The sequence below is a fragment of the Leptolyngbya sp. BC1307 genome (assembly GCF_002286735.1).
In the GTDB taxonomy this organism is placed as follows: domain Bacteria; phylum Cyanobacteriota; class Cyanobacteriia; order Phormidesmidales; family Phormidesmidaceae; genus Phormidesmis.
On the sequence record NZ_NRTA01000011.1, the window covers coordinates 33,884 to 57,623 of the forward strand.

Consider the following 23,740-nt stretch of genomic DNA (forward strand, 5'->3'; position numbering starts at 1 on the left):
GCAATTACCGAAAAGGCCTGGATTCAAGACACAGGTTTAAATCTCTTTGCAGCATCCTGCGCGGCCTGCGCGGTAGGTCTATTTTCTATGAACTTAGGCGACTGGAAGTGGAAGGCGGGAGTATCCCTGCTGCTATTGCTGGCTGTTGATATTTTGCTAGTGCGATGATCATAGACCCAATTAATACAGGAATCGAATTCGTCAGCATCGCGATCGCTGCGAGTACCCCAGAGGTAACCATTAAAATAGCGTACGAAGTATTGATCTCGCTGAGCTCAGCAACATGCTCCATCGCGTCAGGACTAATGGCAGCATGAGGAGATGTAGGACGCTCATCAGCAGGTAACGAGTCTAAACGAATCTTCCTCGGAGGAGAAGGCATACGACGACAGGAATGCAATACCTTCACGATACAGTTTTTCTCGATTAAAAGCACCCATATGAAGTTCACGCGGGCGCTTCTTAATCACAGTCTGTAAACGAGAAACTAGGTAGAGTAGCGTTTCGAAAAGATACTCTACCTATGTGAGTAGACTACCTATGTGAGTGGACTACATCGCGGAAGGGTAGACACCATCTGCAACAAATACAGGCTTCTCGGTGTACTCTGCCTCGATTTGCTCTTGGACAGAAAGATCCCAGTCCAAATCGTATTCAGTGTCAAATTCAGCTTTCACATATGGACGCAGAACGCCTGTAACCGTGACCTCTTCTCCATCCTGGGTCTCAGGAGTAACACCCTGTGTAAGAACCAATAGATCCTCACTGCCAAACAGTCGCTCTTCCTCCAAGGTAAACGTAGTCGGTGAAAGCTTGTCTTCTACTTCGCCAGCGACTGCGATTCTTTGGTTGTAGTACTTTTCTGGATTACTCGTTAGATCACCAGGGTCAGGAGAAAGGGCAATGGACTGAGCCACAACAACCGGTCGATCTTCATAGTCAGCATATAGAGTCGGATCCAGGTCTAGGCCATACTCTGTCTCGAAGTCAGCGATTACGAGCTGCTGCACTTCGCCGGTTACCTGCACCTCAGTATCGTCGCCTTCAACTAGCACAAAAGGCTCGCCAGAAGCGTTGATCACCAAGACATCTTCGCCCCCAAACAGCTGGTCGTCTTCAAGTAAGAATGAAGTATCGTCAATGGTTTCCTCAACCTCTGCGCGAAGCGATACCGTCTGACCAATTAGACCTTCTGCCCCACCCGACAACTCCTCAGTCGTCACGTTCTCGGACGCTTCCTCTGAGGTAGTGGTCTCTGACGGCGTCTCCGCACAGGCCGCTACCACAGTGAGAGAAGCTGCCATCAGTAGGCCCGCAAAGGGCTTGCGATAGCGGGTAATAATTGTTAGGGGATTCACCATTTCAGTCTTTATTTTGCATCTACATCTTTATGGTATTAAATAATGATGTACTTACCTCTCCCTCAGCAGGCGGAACATCGTTGATATAGAGAGGTTTACCCTATGTCTATTGAATGAGTTCATAGGGATACAACAAAGCACTTTTCTATCACTTTGTTGTATCCCTTCTTCGCGGAGTTTGCGCAGCGCAATTCTTTTCGCAATACACTCGACGCAAAGGTAGAGCGATCGCACCAGCTCCGAATCCTCCTTATACCCGGCAGGCACCAGATTAGAGAGCTTTTGAGTCTTAGTGATACTTTCTAAATTTTCCCAGTCTTTGGCACTATGACCTTCACCATAAATACCAATAGACATACCGCCATACTGACCCATCACATCAAAACAAGGAACATCTGAAGCCCCGTCCCCCACGTAAATCACCTGGTCTAAAGGAACGTGCAGATCTTCTGCATTTGAGCTTTGAAAGTTGTAGACCAGGTCTTTCTCATTCTCAGCGCCTTCGATGCCCTGAGAGATGTAGTACAAATAGCGCGTTTTCTCCGCATGGGTCATCTGTTTTTTCAAAAATTCAATCTCACCAGACTCGCCATAGTGAAACTCGCAGCCCACATCCGCCTGAAGTCTTTTGCGAGGGGAGTATTACGGGGAATCTCCACAAATCCCCCAGAAATTAGGTAGAACTCAAGTTCGATGCCATCGTCTATCTTGTGAATCTTCTGCTGCAGCCGACCAAATAGCTGATCTGTTTCCTGGTATAGCGCTATATTTTGACCGACCTCAGCAAGCTTGCTCTGCGTAATCTTATGATCTAGCTGTCCAGACGCTTTGACTAAGCGATAGGCTCTAGCCAGATACTTCTCCCAGCCTTGATCTACCAGAGACTGTACGCGGTTTTTGAACTCGTCCACGGCTCGGCCTGATTTACTCGGTCTGATTTATCAATTGCTCCCTTAGCGGAGCTAGCAACTGGTCCAAGCCAGGATTGTAGATCTCTGCCGGAAAAAGATCGCCAAAAAACTGCGTCATCAGCACATTCTCCAGTCGGGGGGCAAAGTCGCTGGGCAGCGGGCCATCGATATGACGGCTGAGCACACCAAACCCTAGCCGCTGGTTTCGCTGCGATCGCACCGGGGCCATCTCCGTCAGCCACTGATGGAAACTAGCTGACCTCTCAGCACTTTGCGCAATTTCCTGACTCATCTGCGCCAGATAGCTTTCCGGGTAGGCATACTCCGAAGGATTTGACAGCAACAGCGCCTTGTAGAACGCTGATTCTTTTTTGTCTGCGTCTAGCCAGCCCATAGCAGCGGCTTCGGCGGGCGATGAAGGTGCTAGGAGACTGACGGGCGTCTCTGTTCCGAGAGAGAGCATTATAGAATTGAGCGGGTTAGACGTATGGCTAAAGTCTGCTCTGGCCTGGTCAAAGTTGCCTCTCCACCAGTGCAATCCGCCTCGGATCTGATAAAAGTAGGGTTTCAGTTCGGCAGAGGACTCATTTATAAAGCGCGTGCAGGTTTGTTCAAAGGCTGAGAGAACTTGGGGAAAGACAGGTTCTAGCTCGGGCGATCGCCAGATCGGGCTAGTCAGCAGCAGTGGATTGCGGAGCAGCTCTAGCGTTATCGCTTCGATGGCCAAGTCTAATCGGTTGCTCTGCAACAGCGCATAGCCTAAAGCAAAGAAGCTCCCTTTTTTACTGGGAACCAGCTGAGCAGCCTGAGAGAAAGCAGCGACGGCCCGCTCCGGTTGGGTATTGACCAGCAGCCAACCCAGATTAGAATAGCCAAACTCCTGATAGGGCGAAATGGCGATCGCCTTCTCCAGCCATTCAGTACTGAGCGCTTGTAGCATCTCTCTTTGCCGCACATCTGACGTGAGATAGGCCTGCTCTCCCAGATTCCAGCCCAGCTGATAAGGGTAGTAAGGTTCCCAGGGGGCCAATCGATGAGCGTCTTCTAATTTGTCAACAAAGCCCGCCATGTCTGCTTGCGCTAGCCTTGTAAAGCCCTGGCTAGAGAGCATCCAGGCCCGATGAATAGGGTATAGCCAAACAGAGACAACAACTAAAAGACTGATGCCCAAAACTGCAACCGGAAGCCGTCTGACCGTATAGCTCGGTTGCGTCTCAAGTCCTGCTCTCAAATAAAACGCCAGTACTGCAATAAAAATGACCAGGGTACCGCTGATACAGAGATTGTCTAGCTGATAATCGCTCAGGCTAAACACGCCGTATCCCAGCAGACCGCTCCAGAGACTCGCAACCAGCACAAAGGTGTCAGGCGAATACTGACCTCTACGAAACCAGCGCAAGCTGAGATAGGCTAGCAAACAGAAACTGCCCAAGGCCAAAAGACTGCCGGTTAGCCCAAACTCAGCCCAGATTTGCGCGGGTGTGCTGTGTAGCTGATAAGTAAGCTCCGCTGACTGACCCGCCCAATCAGGCAAATATTTTTGATAGAGCAGCGCTACGTTGCCTAGCCCTGCGCCAAAGAGCCAGTGATCTCTTCCTATCAGCCAGCCTGTGGTGTTGGTGACGACTCGGTAAGCAATCTCATTGTTGTCGCTGCCTGTAAACGCAGAGAGTAACAAAGTCCGCAGCCGATCATTACCAAAGATCCAGAACAGGAGTCCGCCTGTACCCATGAGAGTGGCTATGCTGAGTAGTTTTCTACGCTGCGGATAGCGCCAGGCAAAGACGATGCAAAAAGTCGCCACGCTGGTAAGCAGGCCAAACCAACTGCCACGAGAAGCAGTTGTGTATAAACAAACCAGGCCAACCAAAAAGCCTGCCCCCCACAAAACGCGCTGCTGGCCTTTGTGCAAAATGCTCAGGCCCAACAGTAGTGGCAAAGACAAAATAAGATAGCCCGCCACATAGTTTTGATGGCCAATCGGATACCAGTTGCGCAAGCTGACAATCTGCCAGTCGAAACTTCTGGAGATGCCGTAGCTTTTGAGGCTGGCGAGCGTATCCAGGTAAGGTAACGCGGTTTGCGCAGTCCACAGCGTCAGGCTGAGGACTGCAAACGCGATCGCTAGCGCTCCTTGAAAGTGCAGTAACCGGCTGACACGAATAGAAGAGGTGAGCCATTGGGTGAGAGCGTATAGGATGGCGATCGCACATACCACCGCCCAAGCATACCAACCGGCCTGATGAACAAAGCTAGCAAAGCCCACATTCAGAGCCAGGCACAGCAGCCAGCCGCCCGCTAGCCAATCCAGTTTGTTGCCAAGTCTAGTTAAAGACTTTTGCTGCCATAGCTGAACTATCAGCGCTATTGGCCCCAACGCTAGACCAAGCTGCCACCCCAGCACCCAGGGCCACTTCACCATCAGGCTGTTGCTATTGGGCATCAGTGTGAACAAGCCGTAGAAAATGAATAGGCTGACACCCCCTATCCCAGTAAGGACACGCCCACGATCTAAAGAACGATTGCTCAACAGCATGATTGATTGGCTATAAGTTGAATGAGTTGGCAATGTGAACTGTTTATGCCTTGGGAAGCTGAAAGCGAGTCTCGCTGAGCGGCGGTAGAGACAAGTCTTCTGTCTTGACTGCTGATATTGTTTGGTCGAGCTGCGGAAAGACAACTGGCGATTCTTCGAACAGACCCAGTAATTCTGCAAAGAAGCTCATGTTCAGCCTTCCGGGATATAGAATTTGTTTCACATTGTTAGCTGACAAGTTGCGATAGGCAAAGCCAAGGCCATATCTCAGGCGCGGCGATGACGGGCTCAGAACCGAGTTCATCCAAGTACGAATGTCTCGATTTTGTCTGATATGTTTGATCAGGAGATCCTTTTCTTGCTGAGTGCCCTCAAAGTCTTGTAGATAGCTGTCTAAATACTGGTCAGGTGCTAGCCATACCTGCAAGAGCCGCAAGGTAGGGTCATTTTCATCTAGCTTTAGCTGCTGTTCTACCGTATTCAGAGCCTTTTTAGGCTGCTCTTCAGCTTCTAGTATTGCCTGTGCTAAAGGGCGCAGCTTTGACCTATCGACGCCATCTAGCGATCGCTGATGCCACCAGCTGAGCATAGCTAGCTGTTCGTTCAACCATTTGTACTCGGCAGATGCGGGGTTTGTCTGGGAGAGCGTCTGGCGATCGCGATTCAGCGTTTTGTCTAAGACGCTCGGCAATAGCTGAGCAAAGGGCTCCTCCGTCCAGATGTTGGCAATCAGAAAATCAGGATTGGCCATTCCTTCTAGCGAAAGGGCTGTGATCGCCTGATCAACTTTGTTTTGCTGTAAATAAGCTGAGGCCAGCGTGTAATAGGTGTAGTTAAAGTTGCGTGGAGAGAGCTGCGCAGCTCGCCGAGCGTAGAACTCCGCTTTTTCAGGCTTGTTACTTTCGAGATACAGGACCGCCAAATTCTGGTTGAGCCAGGTATCGTTAGGCGCGGCTTCCAGTGCTGACTCTATATATTCAATGGCCGATTGGGTTAGGGCTGTCTGATCTGCCTGGTTGGCTGCGCCCGCCCCAAGCAGAATGAGCTGTTCGGCAGCGAGAGCCGGATAAGTAGGGTCCCAACTGGCCAAAGCGCCTGCCTTAAACCATTTGGCATCGGCCTCAACCAAATCGCGAGCCTCTATATCTTTAATGGCAGCGCCACTGAGGTATAGCCCTGCGTCAGCTCTGATCCACAGCTGAAAGCTCATGCATAGAAAAGCTAATATGCCCAAGCTCAGCCAGCGGCGGCCCTGCCGAGAAAGCGCGGTTGGTTTTGATAATAGGGCAGATCCGTCTATTCCGTCTATGTCCATTCCGTCTATATAGGTGTCACCAAGATTGATCAGTAGTGCAGTCGCAATCAATAAAGTGCTGCTGATACCAATATTTTCTAGCTGATAGTCGGTCAGGCTAGAAACGCCATAGCCCAGATAGCTAGCGAAAATACCGTAAAAGAGATAGCGATCAGCGGGCTGAGAGAGGTGGCGATGCAGCCGGATGCTAAGTGCAAAGAGCCCAATTAGCCAGCTGCCGTAGGCAATTATGCCGAGAATTCCCAGCTCTACCAGAATCTGCGCGGGTGTGTTGTGCAGCTGTTGCACCAGTTCTAGCCCGTTGCCGACTTCAATAGGCCGGTAGAGATTATAAACGCGAGATAGATTGCCAGGGCCGATGCCAGTCAGCGGGTGAGTAGAAAAGATATTTTGTCCCGCTTGCAGCATGAACAGGCGATCGCGTGCCGGGCCATCTGCTATCACGACCGAAGAGGTCTGACTTAGCTGCGACGAAGCCGACACCGTAAACAGCCCTCGCATCCGAGGATTACTGGCAGCGATCGCCAGAACCACCGCTAACACAACGGCGCTACCCATCAGCCAGCGCCGGTTGGCCTGAGCGCGATGCAGCCAGAGAAAAATCGGCCCGCCTAATAGAACAACTGCCAGAGCGCCTACCATAGCCCCGCGTGAACCGCTGACATAAAGGGCGGCGGCGACAATCAGGGTCGCGCCGAACCCTATTCCCCTTTTCCACCCTCGCTGTGACAGGCATAAGCTAGCAGTCATTGGCAGCAGCAGCAGTTCATACCCTCCAACAAAGTTGTGATGGCCCAGGGGTAGCGGGTTGCGCAGCGCCGCGTAGAAATCATCTGACAGCCACATATCGGGCGTGGGTCGCCAAAATGACAGGCTGATGAGGCTAGTAACAACGCCAGCCAACGACAGGGAAAACCAGAGAGCCCTTCTAGAGAGCCCCTGACGTAGCCAGTTGACCAACAGATAGAGGGCAATGACATAGTTGCCAAACAGCAGTCCGTTCCAAAGCGCTACCGCCTTAAACTCGGCTGCGAGTGCCGAGATGACAGTGGCAGCCACCGCCACGCCAATCGCCCAATCTAGCCCATACCCTAACAGCCGATAAGGTACCGAAAACTGGCGAATAGCCCATATATTCCAAGCGCCCAACAGTAAAAAAGCCGCTTGCCACAGCAAAATCCACGGCCAACCCACCATCATGTAATAGCTGTTGGGAATCCAGCTAAAAGCCAGTATACAGGCCAATCCCAGAACGCCCATCCACTGACCTTTCCAGACAGTTGACGAAATATTTAGCTTGGGTAGAGACGGCGCACCCTCTGTCAGTTCCATAGCGATTGAAAAAATAGGATTGTCGGGCTTAATATGCCCCTTTTCCCAAACAAACTATTTTGATGGTTTCGAGTAATATCTCCAGATCCAGATTGAGCGACCAGTTATCGATGTAGTGAAGATCGAGCCGGACAGCGTCGTCAAAGCTTTTGATATCTGATCGCCCTGAGATTTGCCAGAGACCGGTGATACCCGGCAGCACCTGATGGCGAATATGATGCCAGGGCTCAAACAGTGAAGTATCTCGCAGCGGCAGCGGCCTTGGCCCGACCAAGCTCATTTGGCCTAGCAGTACGTTAAAAAGCTGCGGCAGCTCATCTAGGCTGGTACGGCGAAGAAAGTTGCCAATAGGCGTAATCCGAGGGTCACAGGCGATCTTAAACATGACGCCGTCTGGGTTTTCGTTTTGCTGCTCCAGGCTGCTTTGCAGGTGAGAGGCATTGACGACCATCGTGCGAAATTTCCAAACCTGGAAAACTTTGCTGTGTAGCCCTGTGCGCTCCTGGCGGAAAAAGATGGGGCCGGGAGAAGAGGCTTTGATGGCGATCGCAATCACCAAAAAGAGCGGCAAGCCTAGCAAAACAGTCACCGCCGCCAGCAAAACATCAAGCCAGCGCTTAATACAGTAGTCAAACCCGCGAAAAAAGGAAGATTCGATTTTGAGCGTGGGTAAGCTCGCAAAAATTTCGGGTATGCCTCGCCGGTAAATCATCTCCCGGCTAGAGGGTAATAGCCTGAGGACAATGCCAGCGCTCCGCAGCCGCCAAAACAGGCGAGAGGCAAGTTCAGCATTGGGGATATTTTCTGCCAAGACTTCTTCAGGCTGAAGTCTGACGATAGATTGAAAAATGGCGGGCGAATGGGCAGTAGACGAGATCGCTGCGCCGACAATTCGATAGTGCGGCTGTTTCGTAACAATTTCAGACAGAATCTGTAGTCGATTGGCCGGGGCAATCAGAAAAACAGCCGTTGGCTTTTGCCAAGCTTCAAAGCGGCATAGCAACAGGTTTGTGAGTACTCTAGCAAAGACCACAATCGCAATACTACTGAACCACGCCGAAAAGAAGAGCGACCGGGGCGGGTTGAGATGCGGATCGTAAAAATAGCTCAGCAGGAGAGAAGCCAGATACACATAGCTGATAAGCTGAGCAGCTTTGGCATAGTCTCTAGCGGCGTGAGTATGGCTATAGAGCCGGTGGTGAGCAAATAGGGCGAGCGTCGAGAGCGCAAATAGCCAAAATAAGCTAGGCAACCCCAACCAGACCCACCAGACAAAAGAACTCGGCAAGGGAGAGTAAAACTGGTTGAGAAACTGAGCAATTTTCCAGGCAGTGGCCATGGCGATCGCATCGCTCAAAACCAGCCCTAGTCCTCTTAGTTTTCTACGCGCAGGCAGCCATGATCGCAGAGAGAGGCGTGAAGCACGAATGTCTGACTGAGGCGTGGATTTGGGCTTGGCGGGCCGAGTTTTCATACTTCAGAGGTTGCCAACTTACTTAGCCAACGACTTTGAGTATCTAAAGCGTTGGGCAATTGTTCTCAAATGGTGCTTAATTATCTGCTGCGAAAATAGACAGACAAAAGCAGTGTTGGTCAGCAGATACCGAGACCACAGCCGTCTGGGCTCTTTGGCCAGGCGAAAGCACCATTCGAGGCTGAGCCGCATCATCCAGCGAGGGGCTTGGGTAATTTCACCGCTGTGGAACTGGAAGGCTGCGCCGACACCGATCATGACTGCATCTAGCTTACCCAGTTGGCGATACATCCACTCTTCTTGTTTTGGGCAGCCAAGGCCAACGAAGACGACTGCCGCACCTGAGCGCTGAATGCGGGCAATGTCGGCAGCTTCTTCCTCAGCGGTGAGGGCTCTAAAGGGCGGTGAGTGCGTCCCGGCAATGCGCAGATGAGGGAAGGTGTAATGTAGTTTTTCAGACAGGCGCTGAAGCGTTTCGGGGGTGCTGCCATACAGATAGATAGGGAGGTTGGCTTTAGCAGCGCGATCGCACCAGGCTAGCATCAGATCAGGCCCATACACACGCGGCTGATGGCGCGCACCGAGCCAGCGCATTCCCATCACCAGCGGCATGCCATCGGGTGTGACCAGGGCGGCTTTGCCCAGAATATGCCGGTATTCTCGATGCCAGTAGGCCATCATTACGACGTGGACGTTGGCAGCGACAATGTAGCTAGACTGCCGGGTTTGAATGAGGGTTTGGATGCGATCGCAGGCTTGCTCGTAAGTCGTCTGACTGATGTCTGTCCGTAAAATGCGCTGCGCCATGAACTTTCAGAATGTGTCAATGTGAGACTGCACATAGACCTGTAAATTTGTGCATCTACTGAAAATCTTTTCTAAGCTTTAGTATGCCCGCCGAGACAGCAATGCAACTTCAGCTATTTTGTTACTGTCAACATGTCTGTATGTGATTGGCCGCATAGGCATTTCCTATCTGCTGCCGCTGCTTAGGCGTCATTTGTTCAAACTTGCTGCCCCAGTCAAGATCTTGGTGTAGGCGTTCATTGCTCTCTGCGCAATAATTGGCCATGTATAAAGCTGTTGAACTTTTGCGTGCCCTTCAGATCCCATAGATTTTGCCAAATCAGGATTGTCTAAAAGATCTAATATGCGCTGAGTGATTTGGCTGGTTTCTTGCTGTATTAGGAAACCATTGACACCCTCTTCAATGACTTCTGCTACCGCTGGAATATGACAGCCAATGACAGGCTTTTTAAACATCCAGGCTTCTGTGTAAACACCGCCGAAGCTCTCTTGACTAGAGGGTAAGCAAAGCAGACTACACGCAGCTAAAGCGCTAGTTTTTTCTTGCAAGCTAACGCTGCCTAAACGATGAATGCGGGGGTCAACATTGAGCGAAAATACTTTTTCTGAGTCTTTAACAGCAGGCCCGACAAATACAAAATGGGCATTGGGATATTTCTCCCAGACAGGCTTTGTTGCCTTCAAAAGCTGACGATAGCCCTTATATTCGTAGTGCTGTCCCAAAAATAGAATGATCGGGGCTTCGGTTTCTATGCCATATTTCAGTCGAAAGGCTTGAGCATCATAAGCTTCCGAAATAACAGGGCCATGACCGATGACATGAATACGCTCTGGTTTGACTTGCAAGCCGATTAAAATCTGCCTTTCAGACTCAGTTAATGCAAAAATTCCATCAGCTTGGCGATAAAGACTGGTATAGCATTGGTATCGCCAACCCACCCATCGCGGATGATGTACTGGCGTCAGGACAAAAGGGATATCCCGACGGCGGGCTGCTTGCAGCGAAGCCGCCGTTAGACCCTCTCGTCCGATCCTAACATTGTGAATCAGGCTGGCTGCCTTGGCGAAGGGGGTGAGGTGACTCTCTAATGTGCTGGCGATAACCGGTAGAGACAGCTTCATCAGTGGATAGTAAGTGGGCAAAAAAGGGGCCATCTTCAGCTTTTCTAGAAGTGATATACCCATGCGATGCACCGGTACACCATCTACAACGTAGCTGTTGGGCTGTTGAGGTGCCCGGAGAGTTGTTCCTAAAAGCCAATCAGAGCGATTGTGCTGCCAATGGCTCACCACCTGTACGGCACTGTTTTTGTTTATCTGTTGGGCTAAGAGATGCTGATGAATTTGGGCACCTCCAATAGCGGGAGGATAACCGGTAAGCGTGTATAGCAGTTGCATAGGGGGTGCTAGAGGGTATTAGCCAGCGTTAGTCTTTGAATGCGATCGCCTGGAGAGCCGCGCCCATACCCAGCTTTGGCGCAAGGTGGTAAAGAGAACTCGCGATGCCTTTAAAGAAAACTGGCCAATCCTGAATGCTCTCAATAGTCTGAGGTACGCTAGTGAGTATCAGAACCCGGTTAAATCCAGCCTTGTGCAAAGCGTATTTTAGTGAATGAGGTGAGAAGTAAATGATATGCTCCGGTGGAATGATATGAGACCACTTGGAACCTCTGATCCGAGCGCCTATACTATTGATGTTGGGGGTCTCGACGAACAAAGCTCCCTCAGGAGACAACAGCTGGTAGCATTGCTTAAGCATCTTCACCGGGTCAAGTAAGTGCTCAATGACGTGATAGCTCGTAATCAGGCTGTAAGCGTTAGCCGGTAGGTCAAGAGTGAAAATATCGCCCTGTAAAACGCAGTCACCCAGCTTTTGTGTCGCCTGCTCAACCGCATCTCGACCCAGCTCTGTTCCTGAAATGCGCCATCCTGCCTGCTGGGCAATCTTCAAAAAGTCGCCAGTGCCGCAGCCAACATCTAATAGCGATTTGTTCGGAGCATCGATTAGTGAAGGCAAATGGGTCTTGAGTAACGCCTCTAATGCTGCATAGCGATTTTCAGCAAAAGAACAGCCAACCATCGTGCTCTTGCTAAAATTATCGTGATATCCGTTGTTATAAAAAAACTCCAGCTCTTCAGCTGTAGGCATAGGCGTGAAGAAAACAACTTGACACTTACCGCAGCTCATCAAATCTCCCTGCTGAAGTCGATGAAGAGAGTCATGTTTGCTGTGGTTACATATCGGACAAGTCAGAACATTCACAAGCAATCGCCCTATCCTAGACAAATAGATATTGCCCAAAACTGTGTTGAACTAACATTTTTTGATTTGATTTTACAGGTTCAGTACAGCCCGCACTTTTCTACGGCTGCGGGAAAGTAAACCAAACTGATGAGCTTGCGTAAACCTGTCAGCCTGAGCGTTTCTTAGAACTGTAGGAGGATGGTTCAAGGGGAAAGGCATTTCCACAGTCGGCATATTGAAAAAGGGCGAATGACTATGAGTGTGGTGAGTGCCCCCAGCGTCAAAACCGATGTTAGACACCAGATTAGTGTTGGGTAAAATACACAGGCCGCTCTGCAGCCAACAGGCTAACGTCCAAGCATAGTCCCATGTGTCGATTTTTTTAGTATAGGTTTGTTCAAACTTATGGTGCCAGTACTTAACAGCAGCAGCATCGTGCAGGATGCCATCTAGCCAATGGCTGCTCTTAGCCTGTGGCCATAGAGTCATGTCAGCGTCATAGTGTTGCCAGGCTCGTTTCCAAGTTGCCCAGCCCCAACAGTGAGGATATCGAGAGAAGTAATAGCTGTTCTGCGTCCGTCTTCGTCCAAACTGAAAGTTATCTCCTGAGATAGCCATAACGCGCTCATCTTCACGGTAATACTCCAGCAACTCATGGCAGAAGCGAAAGAATGAAGGATGCGGCAGGCAATCATCTTCGAGAATGATAGCCTGATCAACCTGATCAAACACCCAACTAAGACCAGTAGATATACGGGCTTTGCAGCCTAAATTAACATCAGCATAGTTAGTGAGCACTTCTCCTTTCCACTGGGCTTTATCGATGAGATCGCGAGTGGCCTGGCAGTTTTCTCTATCAGTTGGGTGGTTAGGACGTGGGCCATCTGCAATGATGAATACTTTAGATGGTTGAATGCGGGTGACTACGCTCAATAAACTCTTTGTCGGGCTAGGTCTATTAAAAACTATCAGTACAATCGGGACGCTGGTTGAATGTTGGTGCATACAAAGCCCTGTAGAGGGAGAAATAAGCATTTTTTGAAACTAGCCGCTGATAGAGTGCCCGACTGAGGCACATGTAGGAAAAAAGACTTACGGTACTGAGTTCTACACGGTTGGTATATAGGGCAAGGCGCGTTTTAATAAGCGCAGACGGTGATCGATCCTATTACGTTTAGGCATCACGACATCAAACTTTATAAATTCTATCAAGCGAGAATAGTGTTGGCAGACAATGATTCAGGTAGGCATCCTTTGACGAAAATATATCAACGACTTAGCAGTGCTTTAGGAACTTTTCTACTTAAACGCCGCTATTCGATATATTCCAAGTATATATCCTGCCCTTACAATCTATCTTTTGCTCAAGAAGGCGAAGACTTAGTTCTAAATCGCATATTCGAAAAACAGAAGGAAGGATTTTATATCGATGTTGGGGCACATCACCCACAGCGTTTTTCAAATACATACTTCTTTTACTTAAAGGGCTGGCGAGGTATCAATATCGATGCAATGCCAGGAAGTATGAAATTGTTTGAAGAAATTAGACCAAAGGACATGAACATCGAGGCAGCTATCTCCAATGTCTCAGAAGAATTGACCTACTATATGTTCAATGATCCTGCCCTGAATGGATTCTCAAAGCCTATTTCTACTGATAGAGATACGATTCGTGGCTATAAAATTGTAGATCGCAAGACGATCAAAACGCAAAAGCTATCTGATCTTCTAGAAGCACATTTGCCTGAAGACCAAACAATTGACTTTCTAAGTATCGATGTAGAAGGCTTAGACTACCAAGTTTTGCTATCTAATGACTGGCTTAGATACAAGCCTACAGTTCTCCTCGTTGAAGAATTAGCCACGTCTTTAGGGGCTTTGCCCGGCCAATCTAAGACTTTTCAGTTTTTACAGGAACAAGGCTATGAACTACTTGCGAAAACCTGCAACACATCTTTCTATAGATTGGCTGTTGTTTCGTAGATAGCCCCGGCAGGCAAAGCTACTTATATGGTCAGATCAAATTCATCTAACAAAAATAAGAGATTTCGTCAGCATGTTGCCAGTTCTGTGGAGAGGGCGAAAGAAAAAACAGGCTCCATGCACAGCAAACCAGTACGAGACAACTGTAGCGGCGGCGGCTCCAAAGGCACCATACTCTGGTATTAGAATGTAGTTGAGAATGATATTGATGATGCTAGCGATCGCCACAGTCTTAAAATAAAGCCCAGTCAAATTCATCGTCACCATAAATGAACCACGAGCGACTCCTAATGTCATAAACATAACGCTCCAAATAAGCAAGGAGAAAAGGGGCGCTGCTTCGATGTAAGTATCTCCATATAAAATGCCTAGAAGTTCTTTCGAAAATAGGGATACAAACAACACAGAAGCGTATCCCATTAGGCTAACCTTGTTATACAAATTTTGGAGAGCGCTGTAAAATGCCTGCTCGTTTTGCTCTTTTAGCCGAATAAGCTTAGGAAATGTAGACTGAATGAATGCGAGAGGGATAAGGCAAAAAGCTTCGGTTAACCGAACTACGGCAGAGTACAAACCCAACTCAGCATTACCTGACATACTGCTGATCATGAGCTGATCTACTCTCATGTAGACTGTAATAGCAATCCCTGAAAAAATGAGTGGCCAGCTAGCTCTGAGAATACTTTTTAGCCTGCTAAGCGAGATATGAGCAAGGCTGAAGAAATGATTTTGTTTTATGTAAATCGCAGATAGAAAAAGCAAAGATGCCAAAAATTCAACACTAGAGATTACGGCCAATACAAAAATTGACTGGTCTTTTATGATGGCAAGTACTAACAAAACAGTGGCAACGCCAGCGGCCAGATTCCTAGCGCAGGCAATCCACTTAAATTCCATCCTTGATTGAAAAAAGAACTCAATGGCTTCAGAAGCTCTGAAGATCATCTGCAAAGAAAATATGATGACTAATATCTGTACAGTCTTATCTTCGATAAAGACGAGAGATATGCCGCTGGCTGAAATCGATAGAGAAATGCCTGAGAAAAGTCTGAGTGCTATAGCCGTGCTGACAATTTCCTGACGATGCTCAGGTTCTTGTACAAGATCTTTAACGACAATTTGGTTGGAGCCCAGGTTAGAAACAGCCGCAAAGAAACTTATGAAAGCTAGAGCATAGTTATAGACGCCGTATTGCTCGGGTTGAAGGTATCGAGCTATCAAAATTCCAGAGATTAAGGCTAAGCACAGTCGAACAACTTTCTCAAAGAGTTGCCATCCGGTGTTCACAAGAATCTCTCTAGATTCTTTATTGTTCTTAGCTTCCCTAAAAAACGTTTTACAGGATTTTACAAGCCCTTGATGCGAGATGAGGTATCTATCCATATAGACATTGTGATAAATGATGTAACCTACTCTGTTGAGGCCGGGTTCTGACTGAAAGAGTTTGTCAGTCAAGCTCTTTAGTAGATCAACAGGCAGTCAATCGCAGGGTTGAAACCCAAAAGATAGTTAACTTGATGAATTCGATCCGGCTCCATCGTGAGTGAGCAGACGATCAATCGCGGTGAGCCGGTTTTGCCAGGCCCGCAGCCGATAGGCAGGGCTAGCCGCTTCTACGGTGAGACTGCTAGCCAGCGACCTTTCTAGCGTATTAAGACGCGATCGCACTCCCATTAGCCCGCGATCCGAAGGATTTTCCGCCAGCGCCGCTAACGCCGTCCCTAGCTGATTGACCTCGTTCGCCCACTGCTGTAGCCGCCGCGAATCGCCGTGAATCTGTTGATTGGTCAGCAGCCAGCTCCATTCGCGCTGTAGCGACTCGTAGCGAGCAGCCGCTGTGACAAAAGGCGTCTGCGCAGAAAAAGCCTGATCGGGGTCTTGCTGGGTACGGGCCAGCATCGCCTGAACATCGCTATTGAGATTATCAGCAGCAAAGAGAGCATAGCCGCTGGTCGGCAAATCACGCAGCAGTTGCAGTTGCTCGGAAGCGATCGCCGCTGGCAAATTCAGCAGCCGAATCCCCGGAATCACCAGCGTAGACCGATAGCTAGACTCCATTATCCAGGGACGGATCAGCTCCTCAAATCGCTGAGTCGTACTGGCATAGCTCATCAGCACAATCCAATCGATCAGCTCCTGATCGGCCCAAGTCTCCCAGTCTTGCTGAATCGTTTGCTGACGCTTGTACGTGTCGTCAGCAAAAACTGCCGCCGACAGGATCAGATTAGGCCGCTGGCGGCGCAGGCGATGAGAGGCTTCAGCGACAAAAGAGCTAATCTGCTCAGTGCGAAAGGCCGTCCACTGGTTCCAATAATACTGCTGTAGCTGGGCATCGCCGCCGCTGGCATGGGGAGAAAGAATGATCGGATCGACGCCCGTGAGCTGATGAAACTGCTGCCTGCCAGCAGTGCCATAGCCAAACAGCCGGTTATTAGCCGGATCTTGAAAAGGGTAGCGAATGTAGTCAAACTGGATGCCGTCTACATCGTACCGACTGGCAATTTCGCTGAGCAAGTCGAACAGGTACTGACGAACTTCAGGATTAGCCGGATCGAGAAAGGGCTTGGCCTGTCCGGGCAGGATCAAATTGCCCTGATTGTCATAACCGGCCCAGTCAGGATGCGCGCTGATGATGGGGCCAGGATAGCTGGCAGGCTGCCCGATGACCTGGTTGTGTGCCTGGTTGCCCGCTGCAAACAGCCAGACCCAAGCGTGGACTTCAATGCCATAGGTTTGGCCTAGCTCCACCGCCGCTTGCAGCGGATCCCAGCCTCGAATCAGAGGATTTTGCGCCGGGGCCACAGAGCTGGGGTAAATGGGGTAGCCCGCGTTAACGGTTTCGACAAACACCGTATTGATCCCGGCGGCTTTGAAGCGCTCAAAGACTTTGGCTAACCCCGCTTGAGAGCCCGCTGTGACAATGGTCTTGCGGTCTAGCCACATGGCGCGAATTTCTGGCTGAGCGATCGCCTCTCCCGCCCGGGCGCTGCTCCTGAGTGCCTGGCTTACGGTTTGCCAGCGGCGATTGGCCATCTCGTAATCGCCCTGATTGATCAGGCCCTGCCAGTCGGTCAGCAACTGCTGCGCTGCCTGTAGCTCTGAGGGTAAAGGCGTGGGCGTTGTCACAGTTATGCTGGCGCTGGCGGTCAGCGTCAGATCGGCTGCATGCAGCTGCGTCGGCTGATTCTGGGCGCGGCTAGAGAGGTAGGCGCTCTCAAAGCGTCCGGTAAGGTTTTCTAGCTCACGGTACATTGCCTGAGCATTTAAAGGATTCGAGGGATCAGTCGTGGGCGATTGACTGAGGGTTTGAGGCCGCTGGCCAGGTAACCGCTGATAAGCGAGTTGGTTAGGGCTGACGGTCTCTGGGCTAAGGGCGATCGCCGGATGAGCCACAGCAGCGCCGAAAGCAAGACTGATTAATCCGCTTGCCAAACCGCTATATATAGAGTGAAAACGTCGCTGAGTAGGGCAGCGAGTATCCACTTCAGCGGCGTGAGCAGCTATACGCGAGCAAAAAACCTGAATCATCAGCAATGAACAAAAGGTGTGAGCAGGACGTTTGGGCAAATCGCGGCGGGCGATTTCTACGCTTGAGTGCCCATTCTTTAGTTCCCTAAGCAGCCGCAAATCTATCAAGTAAACCTGGTGTAGTTGCGCACAGTAGGTTTACCTAAAGGCACGTGTCCCCTATCAGGTCAATGTGCTGAAAGCATTCTGGCGTGAGCGTTCTGGCTGAAAAGGGCAGCGATGACCAGTGAGATTGCCACCTTGCTATTGGCTTAAGCTTGATGTGATACCATAGAAGACCTCTATCTAGCAAAGTGCGTATGCATTCGTACTTTGCGAGTCACTTTGCCCGTTGTACTATCAGGCTTGTAGCCGATAAAGTGCATCCCAGCAAAGTGACCAATACTATGTTCACAACCCTTACTCAATTTCTAGGCGTATGGCTCTGCTACAAGAACGTAAACAGGAGATTATCTCTGAGCATCAGGTTCACGAAACCGACACCGGATCGGTAGACGTGCAGATTGCGATGCTGACTGACCGGATCAATAGCCTCAGCCAGCACCTGCGGACTAACAAAAAAGACTATTCTTCCCGGCGCGGTCTGCTGAAAATGATCGGTCAGCGTAAACGGCTGCTCGCCTATTTGATCAAGCAAGACCCTGAGCGCTACAAAGCCTTGATTCAAAAGCTGGGCATCCGCCGCTAAAGCCATCGCTAATGGTCAAAGCCCTTACGTCTGTGGCAGTTTTTTGTAGAGGTGAAAATGGCTTCTAAGTCTAAGCAAGGCTCCAATGCTGACCGGCCCTCTGATGAGCAGTCTGACCGGTCGGGATTGCCCTTTGAACCCAAAGCAAAAGCGACTGCTAAGTCTCCTGGGCGCAGTGCAGCGTCAGCCAAGGCTCAGGCCAAAGCCGATGAGATTCGGGCGAGCAGGCGGCAGCGATCGCCCCAAAAACGCTCCGAAAAAGCCACCTCAGCCAATCGTTCCAACCGGGCCGATGACACCGCCATCCCACCGGAGGTCAGTCGCCGGATGGTACGCCGCATGGCCTTCTTTTCAGGATTGCCGATTGCGCTAGGCGTCGGCATTTTCTTCCTGGCATATTACTTGCTGAGCCATCAGATGGTAGAGCTGCCGACGGTGGCGGTGCTGCTGGTGACGATGGGCTGCTTTGGCCTGGGCGTAGTGGGCCTCACCTACGGCATGCTGTCTGCCTCCTGGGACGAAGCGCCGGGCAGTCTGATCGGCCTGAGCGAATTTAAGCTCAATTTGGGCCGTGCGATTGAGACCTGGCGAGCCTCTAAAGCCTCTAAAACGTAAAGCTTTTAAGCATTACAGGTCGAACCGTTATTTTGAACCGGCTTGAGTGACTCGCATCTCCTGCGCTCGCAGGTAGAGGTCTGCCCATTTGCCGGTGACCTGCTTTTGGGTGAGATTGCAAGATTGGGCGATCGCCTCCACACTAAGACCTGCCTTAAAGTCAGTCAGTAACTGCTGCTGCTCGTCTGTGAGATCGCTCCAAAAGCGGCTCCATTCAGTAGGCGTAAGGCCAAAGTTATGCTGCTTCAAAGATGTCTTGAGCCAGCCAAATACCAGATCGGGCTGTTCTTTGAGCGTAAAAATGCGAATGGCGTGGTAGCTGACTTTTTCCCGCAGCCGGTAGGCTTCGCGCACATTCAGGCCGAGCTGCTGAGAAATGCTGTCTTGGGCGTAGCCGCGCAGATGCAGATCGAGCCATTGCGCCGCTGTCTCGCCCAGTGTCTCGTTGAGATAGTCGGCAAACTGCTGCTTAACCCGCTGCCGAGCGGTCTGCTGCTCTTCAAAGTCCTTTTGTACCTGGTAGCGATCCAGCGCTTCAAAATCTAGCAGGCTAAAGGTGCCGTCGGCCTCGTCGGTGCCGATTTCTTCTGAAATTAGCTGAATCAGCTCGGCGCTGGGTACCTGGGTCATCCCCCCGCGTTGGGAGCGCCGCAGATAGTTGACAAACCGGTAAACCAGCAGCGGCTGATTGCGAATGGGCCGCAGGCAGTATTCTTCAATAGTGGCAAGAATCAGCAGATTGCGCAGGCTGGTACGCGAGGTGCATTGCCCAATCCACTGCGTTTGCTGCTGCATGTAGCGATCACTCTGCAGCATTTCTTGAATGACTTCTTGCAGCACATCCTTAACGGCCCGCTGGCGATCGCGGCTGAGCGCAATCCAGGTGCGAACTTTACTGCGAATGAGAAACAGGCCCCCCAGCTTTTGCAGCAGCTTTTTGTAGGCCCGCTCCGGCGAGAGCCCCCAGTAGCGCGAAATAAAAATGCGGTAGCGATAGTCCATCGCCTGCTGAGCTAGCTTAACCTCAGCAGCACTCATGGCGGCAAAGCACTGGTCGCCCACCAGCCAGCGAATGATCGCCGTATGGGTCGCCTGTGGCTGATGGGGCAGAGCCTTCTGTAGCTGCTTTTGCCACATGGCCACTATGTCGTCTGTTGATATCGCCGATGTTTGCCCTGGCGCTGCTGAAGTCTCTTCAAGGGGAGGGTCGGCGATGTCCTCTACGATTGAGAGGCGTTCTAAAGAATCGCTCATAGTCGCTGCAAATTTAGCGCCAAGATCACGCCTACTTTAACCCATCGGTGGAGCCTCCGAAGACCCTCTCCTGCAAGGGCTAGCTATGAGGGCTAGCTATGAGGGCTAGCTATGAGGGCTAGCTATGAGGGCTAGCTATGGGCGGCTCGCCTTAGTCGTACTTCATCATCCCTTCATAAACACGGGATGGATACGGTACGAATACGGCACTACAGGGACTGCCCAAACAAAAATATCTCGTAGAGTTATGTCTATATGCATAGAAAACTGGGGCACCTACCGTAGTTCTACACAGTCTAGATAAGTGTATGTTCCTAACTAGATTTGCCCTTTTCCAAATAGGTTGCGAATATTTTCAGAGTATTTCAGTGTTTGAGAGCACCGATGTCACATCGCGCCGGGTCTTCTGCGGCTACTGTAACTTTATATAAACCCGCTCAGGGTAGTCCTTACCAGCTTTAACTTTTCTCATATGCCCCATGTATCTACCCGCTCACTTTTTAAGCGTACTCTCGATATTTTCGGAGCCCTGATTGGACTGGCTATTTTAGGGGTTTTACTCGTGCCAGTGGCGATCGCCATTCGCCTCGATTCGGCAGGGCCTATCTTTTACTCCCAAGAGCGATTTGGCCTGCAGGGTCACCCTTTTCGCATTTGGAAATTTCGCTCTATGGTCACCAACGCCGATGAGCTGAAGGCCAGCGTCGCTAACGAAGCAGAGGGCCTGATCTTTAAAAATGCTGAAGATCCCCGAGTCACCCGCGTTGGGCGGTTTCTGCGAAAGACCAGCCTGGACGAATTTCCTCAGTTTTGGAATGTGCTGAAGGGAGACATGAGCCTAGTCGGCACCCGCCCGCCCACTGGCGATGAGGTGCAGCACTACAGCGAACGTCACTGGCAGCGCTTAGAGGTGCGCCCTGGTCTTACCGGCCAATGGCAGGTAAGCGGTCGCTCTGCCATCAAAGACTTTGAAGAAATCGTCACGCTAGATCTGCACTATCAGCAGCACTGGAGCCCAATTTACGATGTTAAGCTGCTGATCTTAACCGTCATCGCGCTGCTCTCTAAGCGGTCGGGCGCTTACTGAACGTGGGCTGAGCATTCGTTATGTCGTCGCTACGAGTGACCCAACCAGCGAGCGACATCTTTGGCGTGGTAGGTCAAGATCAGATCTGCGCCTGAGCGCTTAAAGCCCATCATGGTTTCCATCACCACTTTTTCTTCGTCGATCCAGCCATTGAGGGCAGCGGCTTTGACCATGGAATATTCGCCAGAGACGTTGTAAGCAGCGACCGGCAGATGCGTGGCGGCTTTGACTCGCCAGATGATATCCATATAGGCTAGGGCAGGCTTCACCATCAGCATGTCTGCGCCTTCGGCAATGTCTAGCTCAATTTCTTTAAGGGCTTCGGTGCCGTTGGCTGGGTCCATTTGGTAGGTGCGGCGATCGCCAAACTGAGGCGCTGAGTCAGCCGCATCGCGAAACGGTCCGTAGTAAGCCGATGAATACTTAGCTGCGTAAGAGAGTACCGGAATGTCTTCAAACCCACCGTCATCTAGCCCGCTGCGAATTGCCTTGACAAAGCCATCCATCATCCCCGAAGGCGCAATGATATCGGCCCCGGCATTGGCCTGAGAAACAGCGGTTTTTTTCAGCAGCTCTAGGGTGGGATCATTCAGCACGCGGCCTGAGAGATCGCCGACTTCTAAGTAGCCGCAGTGGCCGTGGCTCGTGTATTCGCACAGGCAAGTATCGACAATCACCAGCAGGTCTGGCACGGCTTTTTTAATCGCTTCGGTCGCTTTTTGCACAATGCCGTGGTCGTGCCATGCGCCGGTTGCTTCGGTGTCTTTTTCGGTGGGAATGCCGAACAAAATGACCGCCGGAATGCCCAAGCCGTAGACTTCTTTGGCTTCTTCGACAATTTTATCGACTGAGAGCTGATAGACCCCTGGCATTGATTTGACCTCCTGCGAGAAGGCGTCACCAGGGACGGCAAACAGCGGGTAGATCAGATCGCTAGTCGTGACGATGTTTTCTCTCACCATGCGGCGGAGATTTTCGTGCGATCTCAAACGACGGGGGCGATGGGTCGGAAACATAGGGACTTTCTCAGCGTATCTAAAAGTATCTAAGCCAGTAAAACTTAAGCCGGTCTTAAGACAGTTCTTAAGCCAGTAGAGATTAAGTGTAAAGCTTGGGCCTGGATGAATTGAGCAGAGTCGTCTAAAAGGTTACGTTCTGTAAAATAAGGGCTTGTCTATCGGTAGCGGCAGAGGGGCAACAGAGGGGCGACAGAGGGCTTCGCGGTCTGTTCCAAATCGGCTTTGGCTCGGTTCTGTCGTGGTATTGGCCTAAAATGCGTAAGAGATGAATAACTTTTAAGCAGGCAAGAGTAACTGTGTTTGCTCCCTCTGAGCTACTGTGGGCGCTGATTGGCCTGATGTTGACGATTGGCAGCACCTGGCTAGAGGCGTTTGTGTTTGCGGTGCCGATGTCCGTTTGGAAAGGCTATGGCGGCGATATTGAGTTTTACTCTTTAGGCGTAACTTTTCAGGTGGGAGCGGCGCTATTTACGGGCTGCATGGGCGGTAGAAATGCGGCGGCGCTTTCTCAAATTGCCTATGTAACGCTAGGAATTGCGCTATTTGAGCGGTTCGGCTTTGAGGTCTTTACGCAGGGGGCAGGGGTGGGCTACCTGAGGGAGCCTAGCTTTGGCTATTTGCTGGGGTTTATTCCGGCGGGGTGGCTGTGCGGGGCGCTGGCGTTTCGGGCGAAGCCGACGCTGGAGCGATTGGCGTTTGCGGCGCTCAGTGGGTTGGCGGTGGTGCATCTGTGCGGCCTGACCTATCTGACTTTGGGCCATTTATTTCGTTGGGTGAAGGCGGAGCCCTCTTTGCTAACGGCGATGATGGACTATTCGGTGGTGCAGATACCGGGGCAGGTGATGGTGGCCTGTGCGATCGCTCTGCTGGCCTATGCCATGCGCCGGGCGCTGTTTTATTAGTACTGCGATTTGACAATGACAGGTGAACCCCCAGATGAACCCTCAGATGAAACCTAAGAATGCGCTCTTCTGGCTGATTGCGATCGTCGGGGTCATCCTCGACCAGCTCACGAAGTATTGGGTCGTGCAAACCTTTGACCTCGGCGAGAGCGTGACGATTATTCCGGGGGTGCTGAACTTTACCTACGTGACCAATCCGGGAGCGGCCTGGAGCCTATTTAGTGAAAACGGCGAGTGGCTGCGGTGGCTCTCAATTTTGGTGAGTGCGGCACTGGCCATTTACGGCTGGGTGGTGCGGCTGCCCAACCGCTGGGAGCAGGCGGGCTACGGATTTATCTTGAGCGGCGCGTTTGGCAACGGCATTGACCGGCTGCTGGCGGGGGAGGTGGTCGATTTTTTGCAGGCGTTTCCCGTCACCGGATTTCCTATTTTTAACCTGGCCGATATCTGGATTAACGTAGGCATTCTCTGCCTGCTGGTGATTGCCTTTTTACCGGGGCCGCATTCAAAAGCAGGATCTGGGCAGGGCAATCAGCCGAATGCCGCTTTGGGGCGATCGCGCGATCGCAAACGCCCCCGGCTATAAAATTGACAAATATTGGATTGGGTTGCTGTTAGGCTTGCCGTTGATTGGCTCCATGTAACTGGCCCATGTAACTGGCCCATCTGATTGGCCCATCCGA

At 50.9% G+C, this 23,740-nt stretch carries 20 protein-coding genes; 6 read left to right on the forward strand and 14 right to left on the reverse strand.

Going from position 1 to position 23,740, the window contains the following annotated elements; translation table 11 throughout:
* Positions 1-551: 551 nt before the first annotated feature.
* The 10 genes from CKL79_RS08605 to CKL79_RS08650 all read right to left on the reverse strand — a co-directional run bounded on the left by CKL79_RS08605 (position 552) and on the right by CKL79_RS08650 (position 13,016).
* Positions 552-1,361, reverse strand: coding sequence for a hypothetical protein (locus CKL79_RS08605; RefSeq protein WP_121969177.1), 810 nt, complete (start codon positions 1,359-1,361; stop codon positions 552-554).
* A gap of 51 nt (positions 1,362-1,412) precedes the next feature.
* Positions 1,413-1,928: a hypothetical protein gene (locus CKL79_RS08610; RefSeq protein WP_141242179.1), complete on the reverse strand. Its 516-nt coding sequence runs from the start codon at positions 1,926-1,928 to the stop codon at positions 1,413-1,415.
* Complete coding sequence (locus CKL79_RS08615; protein ID WP_121969179.1) at positions 1,925-2,272, reverse strand: hypothetical protein; 348 nt, start codon at positions 2,270-2,272, stop codon at positions 1,925-1,927. Before CKL79_RS08615 ends, CKL79_RS08610 begins: the two co-directional genes overlap by 4 nt.
* A gap of 13 nt (positions 2,273-2,285) precedes the next feature.
* Complete coding sequence (locus CKL79_RS08620) at positions 2,286-4,715, reverse strand: O-antigen ligase family protein (protein ID WP_170944007.1); 2,430 nt, start codon at positions 4,713-4,715, stop codon at positions 2,286-2,288.
* A 136-nt stretch (positions 4,716-4,851) separates the two neighbouring features.
* Entirely contained in the window at positions 4,852-7,455 is a 2,604-nt protein-coding gene (locus CKL79_RS08625) for an O-antigen ligase family protein (RefSeq protein WP_121969181.1), read from the reverse strand.
* 28 nt (positions 7,456-7,483) lie between these two features.
* On the reverse strand, positions 7,484-8,929 hold the full coding sequence (locus CKL79_RS08630) for a sugar transferase (RefSeq protein WP_121969182.1): 1,446 nt from the start codon (positions 8,927-8,929) through the stop codon (positions 7,484-7,486).
* A gap of 18 nt (positions 8,930-8,947) precedes the next feature.
* Positions 8,948-9,736 (reverse strand): WecB/TagA/CpsF family glycosyltransferase, encoded by a 789-nt coding sequence (locus CKL79_RS08635; protein ID WP_121969183.1) that lies wholly within the window; start codon positions 9,734-9,736, stop codon positions 8,948-8,950.
* 189 nt (positions 9,737-9,925) lie between these two features.
* The gene (locus CKL79_RS08640; protein ID WP_121969184.1) at positions 9,926-11,134 is read right to left on the reverse strand and encodes a glycosyltransferase family 4 protein; all 1,209 of its coding nucleotides are present in this window, start codon (positions 11,132-11,134) and stop codon (positions 9,926-9,928) included.
* Between the two features lie 28 nt (positions 11,135-11,162).
* Positions 11,163-12,038, reverse strand: a complete 876-nt coding sequence (locus CKL79_RS08645) for a methyltransferase domain-containing protein (protein WP_240518750.1) — start codon at positions 12,036-12,038, stop codon at positions 11,163-11,165.
* Positions 12,039-12,071: 33 nt separating this feature from the next.
* Entirely contained in the window at positions 12,072-13,016 is a 945-nt protein-coding gene (locus CKL79_RS08650) for a glycosyltransferase family 2 protein (RefSeq protein WP_240518751.1), read from the reverse strand.
* A 120-nt stretch (positions 13,017-13,136) separates the two neighbouring features.
* On the opposite strand from CKL79_RS08650, the gene CKL79_RS08655 reads away from it, so the two are divergent.
* On the forward strand, positions 13,137-13,964 hold the full coding sequence (locus CKL79_RS08655) for an FkbM family methyltransferase (RefSeq protein ID WP_240518752.1): 828 nt from the start codon (positions 13,137-13,139) through the stop codon (positions 13,962-13,964).
* Between the two features lie 42 nt (positions 13,965-14,006).
* On the opposite strand, the gene CKL79_RS08660 is transcribed toward CKL79_RS08655, so the two are convergent.
* Entirely contained in the window at positions 14,007-15,419 is a 1,413-nt protein-coding gene (locus tag CKL79_RS08660) for a flippase (protein WP_141242180.1), read from the reverse strand.
* Between the two features lie 54 nt (positions 15,420-15,473).
* Positions 15,474-17,492, reverse strand: coding sequence for a family 10 glycosylhydrolase (locus CKL79_RS08665; protein WP_121969188.1), 2,019 nt, complete (start codon positions 17,490-17,492; stop codon positions 15,474-15,476).
* A 418-nt stretch (positions 17,493-17,910) separates the two neighbouring features.
* Here CKL79_RS08665 and rpsO point away from each other — a divergent pair, with 418 nt between their 5' ends.
* Together rpsO and CKL79_RS08675 are read left to right on the forward strand one after the other, a co-directional pair.
* Complete coding sequence (gene rpsO, locus CKL79_RS08670; protein WP_121969189.1) at positions 17,911-18,180, forward strand: 30S ribosomal protein S15; 270 nt, start codon at positions 17,911-17,913, stop codon at positions 18,178-18,180.
* 57 nt (positions 18,181-18,237) lie between these two features.
* Positions 18,238-18,795 (forward strand): PAM68 family protein, encoded by a 558-nt coding sequence (locus tag CKL79_RS08675; RefSeq protein WP_121969190.1) that lies wholly within the window; start codon positions 18,238-18,240, stop codon positions 18,793-18,795.
* Between the two features lie 27 nt (positions 18,796-18,822).
* Here the strand turns inward: CKL79_RS08675 and CKL79_RS08680 are convergent, their stop codons facing one another.
* Positions 18,823-20,049 (reverse strand): HetZ-related protein 2, encoded by a 1,227-nt coding sequence (locus tag CKL79_RS08680; RefSeq protein WP_170944008.1) that lies wholly within the window; start codon positions 20,047-20,049, stop codon positions 18,823-18,825.
* 472 nt (positions 20,050-20,521) lie between these two features.
* Between CKL79_RS08680 and CKL79_RS08685 the strand changes: the two genes are divergently transcribed.
* The gene (locus CKL79_RS08685; protein ID WP_121969191.1) at positions 20,522-21,136 is read left to right on the forward strand and encodes a sugar transferase; all 615 of its coding nucleotides are present in this window, start codon (positions 20,522-20,524) and stop codon (positions 21,134-21,136) included.
* 29 nt (positions 21,137-21,165) lie between these two features.
* Here the strand turns inward: CKL79_RS08685 and hemB are convergent, their stop codons facing one another.
* Positions 21,166-22,152 (reverse strand): porphobilinogen synthase, encoded by a 987-nt coding sequence (gene hemB, locus CKL79_RS08690; RefSeq protein WP_121969192.1) that lies wholly within the window; start codon positions 22,150-22,152, stop codon positions 21,166-21,168.
* Positions 22,153-22,451: 299 nt separating this feature from the next.
* On the opposite strand from hemB, the gene CKL79_RS08695 reads away from it, so the two are divergent.
* Positions 22,452-23,057, forward strand: coding sequence for a biotin transporter BioY (locus tag CKL79_RS08695; protein ID WP_170944009.1), 606 nt, complete (start codon positions 22,452-22,454; stop codon positions 23,055-23,057).
* A gap of 46 nt (positions 23,058-23,103) precedes the next feature.
* Positions 23,104-23,643, forward strand: a complete 540-nt coding sequence (gene lspA, locus CKL79_RS08700) for a signal peptidase II (protein ID WP_121969246.1) — start codon at positions 23,104-23,106, stop codon at positions 23,641-23,643.
* Positions 23,644-23,740: the final 97 nt, after the last annotated feature.